We start from the raw sequence: 16119 nt of genomic DNA, 5'->3' as shown, positions 1-16119 counted from the left end.
CAGGCGGGTCCACCAGGCCTGGCAGGTAAAAATTACCGGGTAACCCGTATAGCCGCCAGGCATTCATTAAGCTGCAGGGCCGGAGCAGAGTGCCGGGAATAGCCCGGGAGACTGTTTTAAGGGGGGGCGGTACCCATAACCATTAGAGGCATCCAGCCAACAAGCCTAGTGGACTTTCCCGGCGAGGTTTGCACCACCCTTTTCCTGAGCGGATGTAATTTCCGCTGTCCCTGGTGCCATAACGCCGACCTGGTGCTACGCCCGTCTACCTTACCGGAAATAAGCGTTGAGGAGATCTTCGGCTTCCTCAACCGGCGCCGCTCCTGGGTGCAGGCCGTTTGTATCACTGGAGGTGAGCCAAGCCTGGCGCCGGGGCTGGAGGAATTCATTCGCTCCCTGAAATCCAGCGGTTTTAAAGTCAAATTGGATACTAACGGCACCCAGCCTGGCGTTATCGCTAGGCTGCTGGCGGGGGACCTCCTGGACTATGTGGCCATGGACGTGAAAGCTCCGCTGGCGAAGTACGACCTTTTAACCGGCACCAGGGTAGACCTTGAAGCGATCAAGGAAAGCATCGCCCTCCTCAAAAACAGCCAAATTGCTTGCGAACTCCGTACTACGGCAGTTCCCGGCCTGTTACTGGAAGAAGATTTTTCGGCCATAGGCCAAATGCTGGCCGGGGCTCGGTACTATGTATTGCAACAATTCCGGCCCGCTGGAAACCTATTGAACCCCGGCTTACGCGAACTCATTCCTTACCCGGAAATAACTTTAAGAAATATTGTTACTAAATTACAACCTTTTTTTGCCAAGGTGGAAATCAGAAGCTAGAGGTTCCGCAAAAAATTTGCGGGAGCGGCGCCACCAGGTTTCCAATTAAAAAAGAAGGGCGGCTCTGATTGCACCGCAAGAAAATTTATTAGGAGGGGGCAGGAGTTTTTGAACCAGTGCCGAATATAACTAACTAGAAAATTAGCTGGCAGGGAGCCAGGATAAGGAGCCAGCCTTAATTTGTAGGAAGAGAACCATGGAGGTTCTGCGCCGGCGCGGAGCAGTTTCCATGGTTTTTTGTTTGCCGGCAAAGTCGGGGCCATTTATTTAAAGAAATGGGGGTTAGATGTCATGTTTTCTGTAAGGACTAGAAGACCAAGGGGCCGTTTAGTGACTGGTATCGTTTTATTGATCCTGGCGCTATTTATTGCTACCGGTTGTGATTCCCAACAACCGGGCAGCAAATTTAAAGTGGTAACCGGGACCACCCTCTTAATGACGGCCGTCCAGGAAGTGGGTGGGGATAGGGTGGAGGTAAAAAATATTATTCCGCCGGGTATTTGCCCGGGTCATTTTGACATCAAACCTTCGGACGTGGCCATGCTCGGCCAGGCCAGGGTTTTTTTGATGCATGACTGGCAGGGCCAGCTTTTCACTAAAGAACTAGTCGCCTCGGCAAAAAATCCCGGCTTAGAAGTGGTGTCAGTAGCAATCAAGGGTAACTGGATGGCGCCGCCGGTCTGGCAGGAGGCCTTGCGAAACGTGGCCGGCATCCTCGGGGAGAAAGACCCGGGAAATAAAGATTATTACCAGACTAACGCCCAAAAAGCAGTTGACCAGACGGCTAAAGTAGCCCGGGAAATGCAGGGCCGCCTGCAGGCGGCAGGTGCCGGTAAGGTTACAGTTCTCTGCTCTAACCAGCAGGAGGGTTTTGTCCGCTGGGCCGGTTTGCAGGTTGCCGGTACTTACGGCCGTCCCGAAGAACTAACACCGCAGCGGGTGCGAGAACTGGTGGACAAGGGCCGCCAGGCGGGAGTGAAGTTGATCATTGATAACCTTCAAAGCGGGCCGGAGGCCGGCGCGGGCATTGCTAAAGAGCTGGGAGTCCGCCGGGTTACCCTCTCCAATTTCCCCGGCGGCCTGCCCGGGACCGATAAATGGGAGCAGGCTGTGCAAAAGAACGTAGAATTGCTCCTGGCGGCCTTCCCCAAATAGGGGCAACAGGTCTATGGCAGCGGTGATTATTAGCATTAAAAACGCCGTCGTATCCTATCGTGAGGATGTGGCCCTGCGGGGCGTGTCCCTGGAAATCAGGGAGGGAGAATTAATAGGGGTCATCGGCCCCAATGGCGCCGGGAAAACGACGTTGCTGACGCTGATCAATGGTTTGGGGCACCTGCTCCGGGGGCAGGTTTGGGTTTTAGGCCGCGACATAACCCGCGGTTGCCCGGCAGACCTGCGGAGCAGGATCGGTTATGTGCCCCAGTTGCCGGCCATTGATCCCCGGATGCCGGTGACAGCCAGGGAGGTAGTTATGATGGGCCGCTACGGCCGTCTGGGGTTTTTCCGCCGGCCCGGCCCCCGTGACTGGCGCAGGGTTGACGACCTTTTGCAATGGGTGGGCATGGAACACCTGGCCGGGCGGCCCATCGGCCACCTTTCCGGCGGCGAACAGCAGCGGGTGGCCATCGCCCGCGCCCTGGCCCAGGAACCAGAAATCCTGCTCCTGGATGAACCCACCGCATCCCTGGACCGGAAGGGGCAGCAGCAAATATTGGCCCTGGTCCAGCGTGTCCACAGGGAACGGCAATTAACTACTTTAATGGTCACCCATTCCCTGGCGGGGCTGGACGGCCTGTGCGACCGCCTGGTACTCATGAAAGAGGGTCGCATCTGGCAAACAGGAACGCCGGAGGCTCTCCTCCAGGAAAAGGTGCTGGAACTGCTTTTTTAAGGGTAAGGCGCGATCATATCCTGGCATAAGGGTTGGCGAGGAGTATAAAATGTCGATACTGAGCTACAGGTTTATGCAGGACGCCCTGCTGGCCGGGTTGCTGGCCGGTGCGGCCTGCTCCCTGATGGGGGTTTTTGTTGTCACCATGCACCTTTCCTTTATCGGCGTCTCCCTTGCCCACGCCGCCTTCGCCGGGGCCCTGTTTGCCGCCTGGCTGGGGTTTGCGCCCCTGGGGGGCGCCATCCTCTTTAGCCTCACAGGAGCGGCTGTCATCGGGCCCCTGGCCGACCGGGGGGAGTTTAACCTCGATACCCCCATTGGTATTCTTTTTTCTGTCACCATGGGGCTGGCTTTTCTCTTCATGGGTTTATTACCCGGCCCTAAAACCCAGGCTTTGGAACTTCTCTGGGGGAGCATCTTGACCGTCACCGGAAGCGATATCCGGCTTCTAGCAGTGATAGCTGCCGTAATTACCGGGCTAGCCGCTTTATTTTTTAAGGAGATCCAGGCGGTTGTTTTTCACCGCGAAATGGCCCGGGCGGTAGGTATACCGGCCGACTTTATCTTTTACAGCATTCTCTTTCTTACCGGGGTGACGGTAACAGCATCATTGCGTAGCATTGGCGGTTTATTGATCTTTAATTTGATCTTAAACCCGGCCGCTGCTGCTTACCAGCTCACCTATAGCTTAAAGAAGATGTTTTTTCTGGCAGCGTTTTTCGGTGTTATTTCCTGCTGGGCCGGATTAGGCATTTCTTATCTCCTTGACGTTCCCAGCGGTGCGACCATCGTCCTGGCCTCGGCCGTTATTTTTATCCTGGCAACTATTTTCTCCCCGAAGCGCAAAGTGAAGCAGTGGCAAGAAGGATGAATGATGATCAAGGTCGCAGCCTGAGGTAAACTGCAACAGGATGAGTCTTATGATGAAAATGAGATATTACAGGGGGAGCGATCGCGAGTGCTTACCCATCGGGAGTATTTTAACAGCAAGGCGGCTATCTGGGATAGCCTGGCTACACCGGAAGAGCGGGCTAAACTGGAAACAATTGTTAAAGGTTTGCACCTGGCACCGGGCGGCACGATATTAGATGTAGGTTGCGGTACGGGCATTCTCATTCCCTATTTACTGGCGGCCATAGGTCCCGCCGGCCGGGTGGTGGCCCTGGATATAGCTGAAACTATGCTTAAACAGGCGAAAAATAAAGGCTTCCCCGACAATGTAGAGTTTATTTGTGCCGACGTAATGGCGATTCCCTTTCCGGCGGCTACCTTTGACGAGGTTATCTGTAACTCCGCTTTTCCCCATTTCCCCCGAAAACTAGAGGCGCTCAAAGAGATGGCCCGGGTGACTAAACCGGGCGGGCGGGTGATTATCTGCCATCCGGCGGCCCGGGAAACCATAAATCATCTGCATTGTTCCATTGGGGGCGTTGTGGCCGGGGACCAGATCCCGCACCGTACGGAAATGGTAGCCTTGCTGGTAGTGGCGGGACTGGCAAATATCGAGGTTGACGGAGGAGCAGATCATTACCTGGCGCTGGGGGTTAAAGTATAACTGTAACTTGATTGCACTAAGCAGGAATTTTAGGATATATGGAGATTAGATAGAGAACCGGGAGATTGTTAAGCAATATGTGGAAAATATGGGCTTCCAGTTAGAAGAAGGTTCGGCTTAGAATTACCGCCCCCCGATGACCCTACTCTCCTGTAGGTTTTAGCTCTCTGAAAGTACTCCACAGGAAAAGGATTAAGCTCGCCAATATGGCGGAATTGGCAGCCTGCTTCAGCGAGATACCATCAAATATAGCAATATAATGGCAATATAATTGTTATGATTTTAAAATGGCCGGCCAAAGATAGCAGGGGCCGGCTTATGTATTGATGGCTTGACTTTGGTCTCCTTTTTTATGCGTGGAGATTTTTTTATGTAACCTTAAGGGGATAAAAGTGCACCTTTTATATAACCAAGTGGAATACAGGTTATGCAGGAGATTATGAACAGGTGCAGAATATCCATCAGTAATAAATGGCAGGGGGTGGAAAACCTCTTAGCAACCCTTATTTATCATTTATTTAACAACAACCGGAGGTGTTTAAATGAGCAGGATCCTTTCCCCCAAAAACTTTATGCTGCTAGCCGGGTTCGTTTTTGGTGCCATAGCAGCCTTCATGACTCGCCTTGGCAATCCGGCTAATATGGGCATATGTATCGCCTGTTTCTACCGGGATATTGCCGGCGCTTTGGGTTTACACCGGGCAGCGATAGTCCAGTATTTACGGCCGGAAATTATGGGGATCGCTTTCGGGGCCTTTTTGTCTGCCCTTTTTTACGGCGAGTTTCGCGCGCGCGGCGGCTCGGCGCCCTTGGTGCGGTTCTTTTTAGGCGTCTTTTTTATGATCGGAGCTTTAGTCTTTTTAGGATGCCCGGTAAGGGCTGTGTTACGCCTGGCCGGTGGCGATTTGAACGCCATCGCCGGCCTTGCCGGGGTAATAGCAGGGGCCTTACTTGGCATCTATTTTCTTAAAAACGGTTTTAACCTGGGCCGCTGGCAATCCACCTATCCTGCGGCCGGTTGGTTGATGCCGCTCTTCATGCTGGGTTTGCTTTTGCTGGCTATTGGCCGGCCTGCTTTTATTTTCTTCAGCAAGGAAGGCCCCGGCGCCAGTCACGCCCTGTTGGGAGTTTCCTTGGCGGCCGGGTTAATTATTGGTTTTTTAGCCCAGAGAACCAGGATGTGTTTTGTCGGCGGCTGGCGCGATCTTTTCCTGGTTAAGGACACCTATCTCTTTAGCGGCATAGCAGCTTTCTTTGTAGGGGCCCTAATTGTTAATGCTATCCTGGGCAATATTAAGATTGGTTTTATGGGCCAGCCCGTCGCCCATACCAATCAATTGTGGAGCTTCCTGGGGATGACCCTGGCGGGACTTACCGCTACCCTGCTGGGCGGCTGCCCCTTGCGGCAGACTGTTCTCGCCGGTGAAGGTGATACCGATGCCGGCGTGACTATCATAGGTATGCTGGTGGGGGCCGCCCTGGCCCATAATTTTCAACTCGCCTCCAGCCCCCAGGGCCCTGGGCCCTTCGGGCCCGCAGCCGTAATCATCGGGCTAATTTTTGCCGCCGGAGTCGGTTTCTTGATGCGGGAGAGTTTAGATTAACTTAAGTAAGCGGGGTATGCCGGATGGTCTTAGGCTGGCTGAAAAATAGAACGGTCAACCCACGGGTCGGAACTGCTGACGCCAGGGGTCTGGTGATTTTTACCACGGTGGCCGAGGCCATGCATGCCGAAAAGGTATTGCAAAAAGCCGGCCTAAACTGTCACCTGGTAGCGCCCCCGCCCGCTTTGCGCCGAGGCTGCGATCTGGCCCTGGAAATCAACCTGGTCGAGCAAACGGCCGTAGAACGGGCCCTTACCGGCAAGGTAGCCTTCGTGGGCATTTATCCCTCCAGGGGCGAAATAGAACCTCTGCAGATAGAAAAGGTAACCCCGTTTTCCGAATACGTTATGGTCAAGTCGGGCAATATGAAACTTGTTTTTGCTCAAAAGACCGGTTTGATAGTTAATATATCCGGCGGCGGTTGCCCGGATATCCCCTATCTCTACGCCAGGCTGGTAGGCACCCGCCTGGACAAGGCTCCCCGGCCCCGGGAGGCGGGCCGTACCCTGTGCGCCCTGATGCTCGACCGCGCCCTGGAAAAGGCTTTAGAAATTTGGAAGGAGGCAGCGTCTACGTGATGCTCATTGCCGGGACCGTCCCGGTAACCGACATGCCCCTGACCTTTGGCAGGGTGGAACAATTAGATAATAAAGGTGATACCTTGCGCGTCGACGGCCATTATTTGCCTTGTACCCAGGGGACAATGGCCATGGTAAGCGCGGCCCTGGCCACTACCCGTCACCTCGGGCTGGAACCGCCCCAGGTATTGCTGGCCGGCGATATTGGCACCGGAAAGGGAAGCAGGTTGGTTTACCAGTATCTGATAGATCATATAGAGGAACTGGCGCCCCGGGTCCTGGCTCTCCATTACTGTTTACCTATCGTTACCTTAATGCAAAGGCTTTCTGCCGTAGTAGAAAAATGCCGCCCCAAGCCACTGTTGATTGCCGATGCCGGTTCCATGTACGCGGCCAAGGCGGCCGGGGTAGCCTCCTATTTTGATATTTTCACCCCGGACCCCAGTGAAATTGCTTTCCTGGCCGACCCGGAGGCCATCCACCCGGCTTATATCAGCCGCCATTTATTTGAGGATGCTTTTAGCCGTATACCCGAACTAATTCAACGCGCTTATGCCTGCAGGGGAGCGGCCCGATGCCTCCTGATCAAAGGTGCTGTCGACTATATAGTAAAAGATGGAGTTATCGTTGAGAAAATTGCAGAACCAGATGTTCCCCAAATGGAATGCATCGGCGGCACGGGCGACACCATCACCGGTATGGTTGCTGCTTTTGCTTATGCCGAACTGGATCTGGACCAGGCGGCCAGCATCAGCGCTAAAGCCAACCGGGCGGCAGGCCAGAGGGCAAGCCCGACGCCAGCCACCCGGGTTGGCGAAATTATCGACCAGTTGCCCGAAGTTTTCCGGGAAAACCTCTGTAGGTGGAGCGGTATCTGCACCAGATAATTTTAGGTTTAAGATAAAGGGGGAAAAATTTCATGGTGGAAGTCGATGTGCGCGGGTTTTCCTGCCCCATACCTGTAGTAAAGACGAAAAAGGCTATGGAACAAAATCCCGGCCAACCACTGGCAGTCTTAACCGATAATGATACCTCCAAAGAAAACGTATCCCGGTTGGCAGAAAACCGGGGCTACCAGATTCGGGTGGAAAAGGTGGCTGGTGGCTACCGGCTAGTGTTGACCCCCAATAAAAGCTAAATGGGCTGCTATATGAAGCCCCCGGTTATATAGGTACTAGAGGTTATTTTTTACTGTTATGGGGGTTTACTAACTATTGCCAGCCGGCCTATCCTAGTAGCCCTCGGCCTTTTTTAGCCGAGTCACTGCTTGGAAGATCGTTTTTAGGGGAGAAAAGTAGGGGATTTGTGGCAGTACTATAAAATAAAGACTGTCGGCAGGAATTTGGTTTCTTACAGCGAATACTATTTATAAAGAACATATGCTAGGATATTATATCCTCCGAGCCATCTTTGCCTAAAGGGGTAACCTATGGCAGGGTGGCCTGGACCACCGGTCCACGGGGTATACCGGGAAACGGGTATGCCTTCCCAGGTTTTGAAAAGGAGGGGGTTGGCTGTAGCTAGAACTATGGCTTTTAGGCAAGCCCCGCCTCGTGGAGAGACGGGGTTTTTAGTTTTATGTTATAAAGAAAGGGGTTATGTTGAAATGCCACTTTTGGAGGGCATCAAGGAAAAATTTAGCCAACTGATAGAAGCCTGGCATCTAACTGGCGAGGAAGAGGTGCAGGTGGTTAGCGCCCGGCCCCTAACCCCTGAAGAGGCTATTGGCCGGCCGGAACGTCAAGATTTTCCTTTATTAAAGGGTAAAGAAGTGATGCTGCAGGCCACCTTTAAAGATGCTGTTGGGCAGGCGTTCACTGATATGCCGGGAAATTACCAGGGCACCGTAAAAGGAGTCCTGGCCCTGCCGTTACGTAACAACTACGAGCGGGCCATATTTATCGCCACCTTGAACGCCGTTATGCGGCATTTAAAGCTGGTAGACAAAACCATCCACTGCCGCGATCAAGAACCGGGCCGGTGCGCCGCCTCCCTGGTGGAATACGTCCGGGAGCGTTTCGGCAACCCCCGGATTGCCTTTATCTGCCTGCAGCCGGCTATGGTGGCCAGCCTGGCCGGTCATTTTCCTATCCGAGTAACCGACCTGGACCCGGATAATGTCGGGCAGCGCAAAGGCGGGGTTATGATAGAAGACGCCCGGCATACAGGAGAAATAATCGATTGGAGCGATTTGGTCCTGGCGACCGGTACGACAGCAGTAAATGACACCCTGGCGGCTATAGTGGGCCGGAAGCCGGTTGTCTTTTACGGGGTGACAATTGCTGGTATTGCCCACCTGGCTGGCTACGAGCAGTATTGTTTTTGCGGTCATTAATTGTAAAAAGATGGGAGCAACTAACAATGAAGGGATTAAAATCAACGGGGTTTTTATTAGGCCTGTTATTATTTGGCCTACTGGTACTGACCGGGTGCGGTAACGTTCCGGGGCAGCAAGGCCAGGCGGGACCGAAGAATAATCAGACGGAGAATATAGCTTCGCCATCCCTTTTAATTTATAGCGGCGCCGGCCTGAAAAAGCCAGTGGAAGAGATCGGCGCCGCTTTTCAGGCTAAAACCGGGTTCAAGGTTACCTATACCTTCGGCGGGGCGGCCCAGCTGAATAGCCAGATCCTGTTGAGTCAGCAAGGCGACCTTTACTTGCCGGGTGATATAGCGGAATTAAAGCCGGTTAAAGAAAAGAACCTGGTAGCATGGGAAAAGAATGTTGTTTATCACATCCCCGTCCTTGCTGTTCCAAAAGGGAATCCGGCCGGCATTCATAAATTAGCCGATCTGGGACGGCCGGGAGTGAAGGTAGCTTTGGGCGATCCCCAGGCCAATCCCATCGGCAAGCTGGCCGACCAGCTCCTGCAAAAGTATGGCCTCCTGGAGACTGTCAATAAAAATGTGGTGGTCAGGACGCCGACGGCAAACGAGCTGGTGGTCTATTTAAGCACCAAGCAAACTGATGCCGCCGTGATTTGGGAAGAAAATTACCAGGGGGCAAAAGATAAGCTTGAGCTGATCTCAGTGCCTGAACTAAAGGATTACGTCAAAACGGTGCCGGTGGCAGTTTTGAACTGTTCTAAGGAAAAAGAGCTGGCTCGGCAACTGGCCGAATTTTTTACCTCGCCGGCGGCCTACCAGGTCTGGCAAAAATGGGGTTACAAGCCGGTTGCCCGGTAGAGGGGAGGAGGTAAAACTTGGGTTCGAGGCTTTTTAAAACCTTTAACGTACTGGTAACATTCCTGGTACTGCTCTTTGTTGTAACGGCCGTCACTACCGTGCTGGTAAGGGGTCTTCCTTACATTCCTACCTCCCTGAAGGCACCGGAATTGATTTTTGCCATCAAGCTCAGCCTGATAACCTCGATCGTCTCAACAGCTGCCTGCCTGCTGACAGCTATGCCGGTGGCTTATACGCTGGCCCGTTACAACCTGCCGGGCCAGGGTGTGGCAGCCAACCTTCTCCGCATCCCGTTAACCTTGCCGCCCGTTGTTTCCGGCGTTTGCTTGCTCCTGCTTTTTGGCACGACAACCTTTGGCGCAACCCTAGCCAGGATGGGCTTGCGTTTCGTGTTTACCGTACCCGGGATCATCCTGGCCCAGTTCTTCGTCAATCTTCCCTTCCTGATTACCGTCCTGAAAGCGGCCATTGAGTCCGTGGATATCCGCCTGGAATACGTGGCCCGGACCCTAGGTTGTACACCGGCCCGGGCCTTCCGGAAAGTGACTTTACCGTTAATACGAAACAATATCCTTGCCGGCCTGGTTCTGACCTGGGGGAAGGCCCTAGGGGAATTTGGCGCCGTCCTCATGCTGGCCGGGGCCACCAGGTTTAAAACGGAAACCCTGCCCATCTCCCTTTACTTAAATATGGCTACCGGCGATATGGAGGCCCTGATGGCCTCGGCGGCCATCCTGATAATGATTGCCGTGCTTTCCCTGGCCGTTTTTGAACGTGCGGGAGTAAAGCCGTACGAGCGGGTGCCGGGTCTGTGAGGGAAGGATTGCCGGCGCCCTCGCTGCGGCTATCCCGGATTAGTAAAAAGATGGGCGAGTTTCAACTTCGAGATATCTCCCTGGAGATTTCCACAGGGGAGTATTTCGTTATCCTGGGGCCCACGGGTGCCGGCAAAACTATTCTTCTGGAGGTTATTGCCGGTATGCACGCGCCGGATGCCGGCGGGATATGGCTGGGGGAAGAGAATATTACCGCCTGGCCGCCGGAAAAGAGATGTTTCGGTTTTGTTTACCAGGATTATGCCTTATTCCCCCACTTAAACGCCAGGGAAAACATTGTCTTCGGGCTCAAAAATAAAAAACTCCCTCCGGGCGAGATAAACAGGGAATTAGAAGCCGTAGTGTCCTTGCTCGGTATTGACCACCTTCTCCGGCGTCTTCCCCATACCTTAAGCGGCGGCGAACAGCAGCGGGTGGCCTTGGCCCGGGCGCTCATAATGCGTCCCGGAGTTCTTTTGCTGGATGAACCCTTAGCGGCCTTGGACCCTCGTACAAAAGAAGCGCTTCAGCAGGAGCTGAAGCGCCTGCACCGGCTTATCGGCACCCTGATTATTCATGTAACCCATGATTTTGAAGAAGCCTTATACCTGGGCGACCGCGTCGGGGTCATGATGGGAGGTGGCTTGCTCCAGGTGGGTTCGCCGGAGGAGATCTTTACCCGGCCGCGGACGGCGGCGGTAGCCCGCTTTATCGGGGCGGAAAATATTTATCCCAGCGAGATTATCCTGCACGGCGGCCGGAAATGCGTCTCCCTGGGAGGGGTGCTGCTGCAGGTAGAGACGGATTTAACTGGCCGGATAGGTTTTTCCGTCAGACCGGAGCATATACTGGTGAGCAATTTGCCGCAGCCAGGAAACTGCCTGCCGGGAAAGGTGCTTGCGGTTTACCCCCGAGGTTTATTGGCCAGGGTAATAATCGATGCCGGCGAAAGGCTCGTCGCCCAGGTTGTTACCAGGGGAGATAGAGGGTTTTCCTTAGCGCCGGGCAGCACAGTTTACTGCTCCATCCCACCGGCCGCCATTAATGTTTTTCCGCCAGTTGAAAAAAGCTGAGCAAGGATGTAAGAGTTTCAATTTCCCAATCTCACTGGCCATGATATAATACATAGTGGATAAGCGTATGGCTGCTGGACTATTTAGCGGTGCTAGATGGGGTTTAAGGTTGAGGAATTGTCAGCCAGGATAAAATGGAGCAAGGGGAGAGATTTAGTTCCTTATGGACGATAGTCGTGAAGAGATAGTAAAACGCTTGCAGATTGTCCAGGGGCATGTGGCCGGACTGGTGCGCATGGTAGAGAGGGGAGAAGCTTGTCCTACCGTATTGCACCAACTCGCAGCCATTCGCTCGGCTGTGTATAAAATTACGGAAATGGTACTAGTAATTTACGCGGATGATTGCCTGGATAAGCTTCCCCAAGAAAAAGAAGGCACTGGTTCCAGTGCTCGGGAACTGGTTAAACTTTTATGCCAGTTTTTAAAGTAGGTCCGTTCTTAGAACGGTTTTCTAGACAGGGGAAAGAGGGGAAAGGCCTGGAAGCAGTAATCAGGTCTTTTTTATTTTTCAATGATGATAATGATGGTAAAAGGCAATAAAGAACACTTGACAAAAACTTGCGATAGTGGGTAGAATAGAATTAGCTAATGACCCCTCCCCGGGGGGTGGGGGAGTCTCGCTTACCGAAGGGGGCTCCTGTTGTATTTAAGTTCAAAAACCCACAAATTACATGGAAAGGGGCGGCTGGTTTGAAGGGTACGGATGTACTAGTTATCGGCGGGAGTGCGGCGGGCCTTACGGCAGCTATTACTGCTAAAAGGTATTTTAAGGATAAAAAGGTAACTGTGGTACGTAAAGAAGAAAAGGTTTTGGTACCCTGCGGCATCCCTTACATTTTCGGAACTGTGGGGAGCCCCGATAAGAACCTCATCCCGGACGCCACGCTGGTTAATAACGGCATAGAACTGCTGCTCGATGAAGTTATAGAGATTGATCGCCAAAGCAAGGCTGTTTCTACGGTGAAATCTGGTAGCATTATCTATGACAAACTCGTCTTGGCTACCGGATCGTCTCCTGTTGTTCCACCGGTAAAAGGGGCTGACCTGGAAGGCGTTTTCGTCGTCAAAAAAGACGTAGCCTATCTTGAGAATCTCAAAAGTGCCCTGGATAAAGCGAAAAATCTGGTTATCGTCGGCGGCGGGTTTATAGGGGTTGAGTTTGCCGATGAATGCCGGAAAGGGCGCGAAGTGAATGTTACCATTGTTGAACTTTTACCCCATTGCCTGGCCCTGGCCTTTGATGATGAGATCTGCTCCCTGGCGGAGGACAAGCTCCGCTCTCAGGGGCTAAACATTATCACCGGGACTAAAGTAGAAGAATTTCTGGGTAACGGCAGAGTGGAAAAAGTAAGGCTTTCTAATGGCGAAATCTTACCTGCTGACGTTGTTATCTTTGGCATTGGCGTGGCGCCCAATATTGAACTGGCCCAAAAGGCAGGCTTGAAAGTTGACAATCGTTTCGGTATATGGGTTGATGATTATATGCGCACCAGTGACGCCAGTATCTTCGCTATTGGCGATTGCGCCGAAAAAAGCTCGTTTTTCGGTCACGGACCGTCGCTTATTAAACTGGCGTCCGTAGCCACTCATGAAGCCCGGGTGGCCGGCGCCAACTTATTTGGTCTTAGGCGAGCGAGAGGTGCAGCAGTGGGAGTATTTTCAACGATTGTCGGCGACCTGGCCCTGGGATCGGTAGGACTGACGGAAAGGGCGGCCCGGGAAGCTGGTATCGAGGTCGTAACAGGTAACGCGAAGGCGCCGGACAGACATCCGGGTAGTATGCCGGGGGCCAGAGAGTTGGGCGTAAAATTAATTTTTACCAAAGATACCGGGGTTATTGTAGGCGGGCAGGCCTATGGCGGCGCTGCAGTGGGCGAGCTGACCAACCTGCTGGCGGCTGCCGTACAGCATAAGATGCAGGCCGACGAACTGGAAACCCTGCAGGTCGGGACCCACCCGGCCCTTACCGCTTCACCTATCGCCTATCAGGTGACCAATGCCGCCGAAGATGCCGTGCTTAAATTAAGAAACTAATTACCATCCTAGCCAGCTGTCTTAAATAAGGAGGTAATTCTTTCGTCGTGAGCCCCTCTTATATAATATATAAGAGGGGCTTTTTGCATTGTTATATTGACGTATGTTCTTTATGGCTTTATACTAGAGGTAGGCGGAGGTGATTAGCAAATGCCGGAATTTGAATTCAGATGCAGCGAGTGCGGGGCTATAAGTACTTTTACCAAGCGGGAGGATGCTGATAGCTGCCCTAACTGCGGCAGCACGAGATTAGTAAGGATATTCTCGGCACCGCATTTAGTAAAAAGCCGCCCCGAGGCCGGCGGGAAAACACTTTGTTGCGGGAGGGATTCCCGACCGGATAGCTGCCCGCCCGGCGGGTGCTGCCACGATTAGAAAGGCATATATAGTTTTAATGAACCAGCAGGAATTTGGGCATGCATGGCGAAAAAATAATAAGCAACCGAGAAGGTTGGCTGATGTAACCACGAAGGGTACTGAAACCCCACGGAGGGGTACCTAACGTGGTTATTTTATATTTCCAGAAGGAGTTGATAGAAATGAATTCCTTGCCAGAGGATTGGGAAAGGGCGGTGGCCTTTCATGGGCATACCTGCCCCGGTTTGGCTATCGGTTACCGGGTCGCTAAAATCGCCCTGCGGGAATTGACGAGCGACCGGGCTAGTGATGAAGAGCTGGTTGCTATTGTTGAAACCGACGCCTGCGGCGTCGATGCCATCCAGGTCCTGACCGGCTGCACCCTGGGTAAAGGCAATCTTATCTACCGGGATTATGGGAAGCACGTCTTTACCATTGGCAATAGGAAATCGGGTGCCGCTGTCAGGGTGGCCTTCAAAGATGGCGCCTGGCGGGAAGACGAAGAGTATAAGAACTTGCGGGCCAGGGTTTTTAGAGGCCAGGCAACCGTCGCCGAAAGGGAGGCCTATGGCCGCTGCCAGGAACAGCGGCGGCAACAAATCCTGACGGCGCCGGAAGGGGAATTATTTAAGGTGGAGCAGGTTGAGCTGGACCTGCCACCCCGGGCCCGCCTTTTTCATTCCGTAACCTGCGCTTATTGCGGTGAACCGGTGGCGGAAATACGGGCCAGGGTCAGGGAGGGCCGCCTGGCCTGCATCCCCTGTGCGGAGCAATACAGCCGCGGCTGGGGCGTTATATCACCTGCCTGATTCTTCTTTACGCGGGTGGCGAGGGATCAAGCACTAATCAGGAGGTAACAGCGGTGCCGCCCAGCGCGTTAAAGCGTTAACCCGGGGAATTAAATTTCCCCGATAAGAAAGGATGGAGAATTTCCCGGTGTGCCAGCGACGGGGGCAGGATGAATCTGAAAGTCTAACCCTACCGGCTGTAGACGACAACACCGGGTGGAGGAGGATGGCAATATTGAAGAAGTTATTTTACCTGTCTCTAACCCTGTTGCTGGTCTTACTTCTTTTGGCAGGTTGCGGGCCTAAAACCCTTGCGCCGGAAGCAGGGGTTCCTAAAACAAAGATAACCGACCTGGCCGGCCGAACGGTGGAGGTTCCCATCCCGGCCAAGAGGGTTGTAGCCATTGGCCCGGGCGCCTTAAGGCTGGTTTGTTATGTCAATGGTGCCGGCAAAGTGGTGGGCGTCGAAAACCTGGAAAAGCAAAAATCCGCCGCGCGGCCGTACATTTTAGCCCACCCCGAATTGCAAGATCAGCCTGTAATCGGCCAGGGCGGGCCCGACTCGACCCCGGACGCGGAAAAATTGATCAGCGTTCAACCCGACGTGATTTTTGTGGCCTACCTAGTGGACCGCTCCCGGGCCGATGAGCTCCAGGCCCGGACGAAAATCCCGGTAGTGGTGCTGAGTTACGGCCAGCTGGCCACTTTTGACGAGGATGTCTATGAATCGCTGCAGTTGATTGGCCGGATTACCGGCAACGAAGGGCGGGCCGGAGAAGTGGTCAAGTTTCTCAAAGACTGCCAGCAGGACTTAAAGGGGCGGACTAAAAATATCCCGACGGATAAGAAGCCCCGGGTTTACGTGGGCGCCCTGGGCATGAAGGGAGCCCACGGCATCGAGAGCACCCAGGCCGGGTATCCTCCTTTTAGCGCCGTCAACGCCCGGAACGTAGTCGACGAGACGGGTAAGACGGGCAGCGTCATGATCGACAAGGAAAAACTCTTAGCCTGGGACCCCGATATCATCTTTATCGACGAGGGCGGCTTAAACCTGGTACGGGAAGATTACCGGAAGAACCCTCAATTCTACCATTCCCTCACCGCCTGCCGCCAGGGCCGGGTTTACGGCCAGATACCCTACAACAACTACACTACCAACATCGATACCGCCCTGGCCGACGCCTATTACGCCGGCAAGGTAATCTTTCCTGAAAGTTTTAGGGACATCGATCCAGCGCAAAAAGCCGACGCCATCTACCAGTTCCTTTTAGGCCGGCCTTTATATGCCCAGGTAGCCGGGGCCTACGGTGGATTTAAGAAGCTGGACCTGCTTAAGCCTTAAAGATACTGACGGTTATGAAATTCCTGTGCCTCCCACGCTCCAGGGCAAGAGGCAAACAACCA

At 53.4% G+C, this 16119-nt stretch carries 18 protein-coding genes and 1 riboswitch; all 18 genes read left to right on the top strand.

What is annotated here, in order from left to right; translation table 11 throughout:
- Positions 1–135: 135 nt before the first annotated feature.
- The 18 genes from SDD30_RS14075 (at position 136) to SDD30_RS13990 (ending at position 16057) form a co-directional block, all read left to right on the top strand.
- Positions 136–831 carry an anaerobic ribonucleoside-triphosphate reductase activating protein gene (locus tag SDD30_RS14075; protein ID WP_434075584.1) on the top strand — a complete coding sequence of 232 codons (696 nt, stop codon included), beginning with the start codon at positions 136–138 and terminating at the stop codon, positions 829–831.
- A 330-nt stretch (positions 832–1161) separates the two neighbouring features.
- Positions 1162–1986: a metal ABC transporter substrate-binding protein gene (locus SDD30_RS14070; RefSeq protein ID WP_434075562.1), complete on the top strand. Its 825-nt coding sequence runs from the start codon at positions 1162–1164 to the stop codon at positions 1984–1986.
- A 13-nt stretch (positions 1987–1999) separates the two neighbouring features.
- Positions 2000–2725: a metal ABC transporter ATP-binding protein gene (locus SDD30_RS14065; protein ID WP_434075561.1), complete on the top strand. Its 726-nt coding sequence runs from the start codon at positions 2000–2002 to the stop codon at positions 2723–2725.
- A gap of 49 nt (positions 2726–2774) precedes the next feature.
- A complete protein-coding gene (locus SDD30_RS14060; RefSeq protein WP_434075560.1) occupies positions 2775–3596 on the top strand; it encodes a metal ABC transporter permease in 822 nt (273 codons plus the stop codon).
- A gap of 87 nt (positions 3597–3683) precedes the next feature.
- On the top strand, positions 3684–4280 hold the full coding sequence (locus SDD30_RS14055; RefSeq protein ID WP_434075559.1) for a class I SAM-dependent methyltransferase: 597 nt from the start codon (positions 3684–3686) through the stop codon (positions 4278–4280).
- 542 nt (positions 4281–4822) lie between these two features.
- The gene (gene yedE, locus SDD30_RS14050) at positions 4823–5884 is read left to right on the top strand and encodes a YedE family putative selenium transporter (RefSeq protein WP_434075558.1); all 1062 of its coding nucleotides are present in this window, start codon (positions 4823–4825) and stop codon (positions 5882–5884) included.
- 23 nt (positions 5885–5907) lie between these two features.
- Positions 5908–6462, top strand: coding sequence for a putative Se/S carrier protein (locus SDD30_RS14045; RefSeq protein WP_434075557.1), 555 nt, complete (start codon positions 5908–5910; stop codon positions 6460–6462).
- Positions 6462–7349: an NAD(P)H-hydrate dehydratase gene (locus tag SDD30_RS14040; RefSeq protein WP_434075583.1), complete on the top strand. Its 888-nt coding sequence runs from the start codon at positions 6462–6464 to the stop codon at positions 7347–7349. The genes SDD30_RS14045 and SDD30_RS14040 overlap by 1 nt, the downstream gene beginning before the upstream one ends.
- A gap of 32 nt (positions 7350–7381) precedes the next feature.
- Entirely contained in the window at positions 7382–7600 is a 219-nt protein-coding gene (locus tag SDD30_RS14035) for a sulfurtransferase TusA family protein (protein ID WP_434075556.1), read from the top strand.
- A 247-nt stretch (positions 7601–7847) separates the two neighbouring features.
- Positions 7848–7984, top strand: a riboswitch (molybdenum cofactor riboswitch).
- Positions 7985–8068: 84 nt separating this feature from the next.
- The gene (locus SDD30_RS14030) at positions 8069–8797 is read left to right on the top strand and encodes a Rossmann-like domain-containing protein (protein WP_434075555.1); all 729 of its coding nucleotides are present in this window, start codon (positions 8069–8071) and stop codon (positions 8795–8797) included.
- Between the two features lie 26 nt (positions 8798–8823).
- The gene (modA, locus tag SDD30_RS14025) at positions 8824–9648 is read left to right on the top strand and encodes a molybdate ABC transporter substrate-binding protein (RefSeq protein WP_434075554.1); all 825 of its coding nucleotides are present in this window, start codon (positions 8824–8826) and stop codon (positions 9646–9648) included.
- A gap of 17 nt (positions 9649–9665) precedes the next feature.
- Positions 9666–10463 carry an ABC transporter permease gene (locus tag SDD30_RS14020; RefSeq protein ID WP_434075553.1) on the top strand — a complete coding sequence of 266 codons (798 nt, stop codon included), beginning with the start codon at positions 9666–9668 and terminating at the stop codon, positions 10461–10463.
- The gene (locus SDD30_RS14015) at positions 10460–11536 is read left to right on the top strand and encodes an ABC transporter ATP-binding protein (protein ID WP_434075552.1); all 1077 of its coding nucleotides are present in this window, start codon (positions 10460–10462) and stop codon (positions 11534–11536) included. The genes SDD30_RS14020 and SDD30_RS14015 overlap by 4 nt, the downstream gene beginning before the upstream one ends.
- A gap of 163 nt (positions 11537–11699) precedes the next feature.
- Complete coding sequence (locus SDD30_RS14010) at positions 11700–11966, top strand: metal-sensitive transcriptional regulator (protein WP_434075551.1); 267 nt, start codon at positions 11700–11702, stop codon at positions 11964–11966.
- 260 nt (positions 11967–12226) lie between these two features.
- The gene (locus SDD30_RS14005; protein ID WP_434075550.1) at positions 12227–13570 is read left to right on the top strand and encodes an NAD(P)/FAD-dependent oxidoreductase; all 1344 of its coding nucleotides are present in this window, start codon (positions 12227–12229) and stop codon (positions 13568–13570) included.
- A gap of 150 nt (positions 13571–13720) precedes the next feature.
- On the top strand, positions 13721–13945 hold the full coding sequence (locus tag SDD30_RS14000) for an FmdB family zinc ribbon protein (RefSeq protein ID WP_434075549.1): 225 nt from the start codon (positions 13721–13723) through the stop codon (positions 13943–13945).
- Positions 13946–14109: 164 nt separating this feature from the next.
- The gene (locus SDD30_RS13995; RefSeq protein ID WP_434075582.1) at positions 14110–14736 is read left to right on the top strand and encodes an FmdE family protein; all 627 of its coding nucleotides are present in this window, start codon (positions 14110–14112) and stop codon (positions 14734–14736) included.
- A 205-nt stretch (positions 14737–14941) separates the two neighbouring features.
- Entirely contained in the window at positions 14942–16057 is a 1116-nt protein-coding gene (locus SDD30_RS13990; RefSeq protein ID WP_434075548.1) for an iron ABC transporter substrate-binding protein, read from the top strand.
- Positions 16058–16119 lie beyond the last annotated feature (62 nt).

The organism is Moorella naiadis (nom. illeg.) (assembly GCF_051020825.1).
Taxonomy (GTDB): Bacteria; Bacillota; DSM-521; order Neomoorellales; family Neomoorellaceae; genus Neomoorella; species Neomoorella naiadis.
This window is presented reverse-complemented; position numbering and strand designations above follow the sequence as displayed.

Coding starts and splice junctions, on each gene's coding strand:
- SDD30_RS14040 (WP_434075583.1), top strand. CDS start 6,462: ATGCTCATTGCCGGGACCGTCCCGGTAACCGACATGCCCCTGACCTTT.
- SDD30_RS14000 (WP_434075549.1), top strand. CDS start 13,721: ATGCCGGAATTTGAATTCAGATGCAGCGAGTGCGGGGCTATAAGTACT.
- SDD30_RS13995 (WP_434075582.1), top strand. CDS start 14,110: ATGAATTCCTTGCCAGAGGATTGGGAAAGGGCGGTGGCCTTTCATGGG.
- SDD30_RS13990 (WP_434075548.1), top strand. CDS start 14,942: ATGGCAATATTGAAGAAGTTATTTTACCTGTCTCTAACCCTGTTGCTG.
- SDD30_RS14065 (WP_434075561.1), top strand. CDS start 2,000: ATGGCAGCGGTGATTATTAGCATTAAAAACGCCGTCGTATCCTATCGT.
- SDD30_RS14060 (WP_434075560.1), top strand. CDS start 2,775: ATGTCGATACTGAGCTACAGGTTTATGCAGGACGCCCTGCTGGCCGGG.
- SDD30_RS14030 (WP_434075555.1), top strand. CDS start 8,069: ATGCCACTTTTGGAGGGCATCAAGGAAAAATTTAGCCAACTGATAGAA.
- modA (WP_434075554.1), top strand. CDS start 8,824: ATGAAGGGATTAAAATCAACGGGGTTTTTATTAGGCCTGTTATTATTT.
- yedE (WP_434075558.1), top strand. CDS start 4,823: ATGAGCAGGATCCTTTCCCCCAAAAACTTTATGCTGCTAGCCGGGTTC.
- SDD30_RS14045 (WP_434075557.1), top strand. CDS start 5,908: ATGGTCTTAGGCTGGCTGAAAAATAGAACGGTCAACCCACGGGTCGGA.
- SDD30_RS14010 (WP_434075551.1), top strand. CDS start 11,700: ATGGACGATAGTCGTGAAGAGATAGTAAAACGCTTGCAGATTGTCCAG.
- SDD30_RS14035 (WP_434075556.1), top strand. CDS start 7,382: ATGGTGGAAGTCGATGTGCGCGGGTTTTCCTGCCCCATACCTGTAGTA.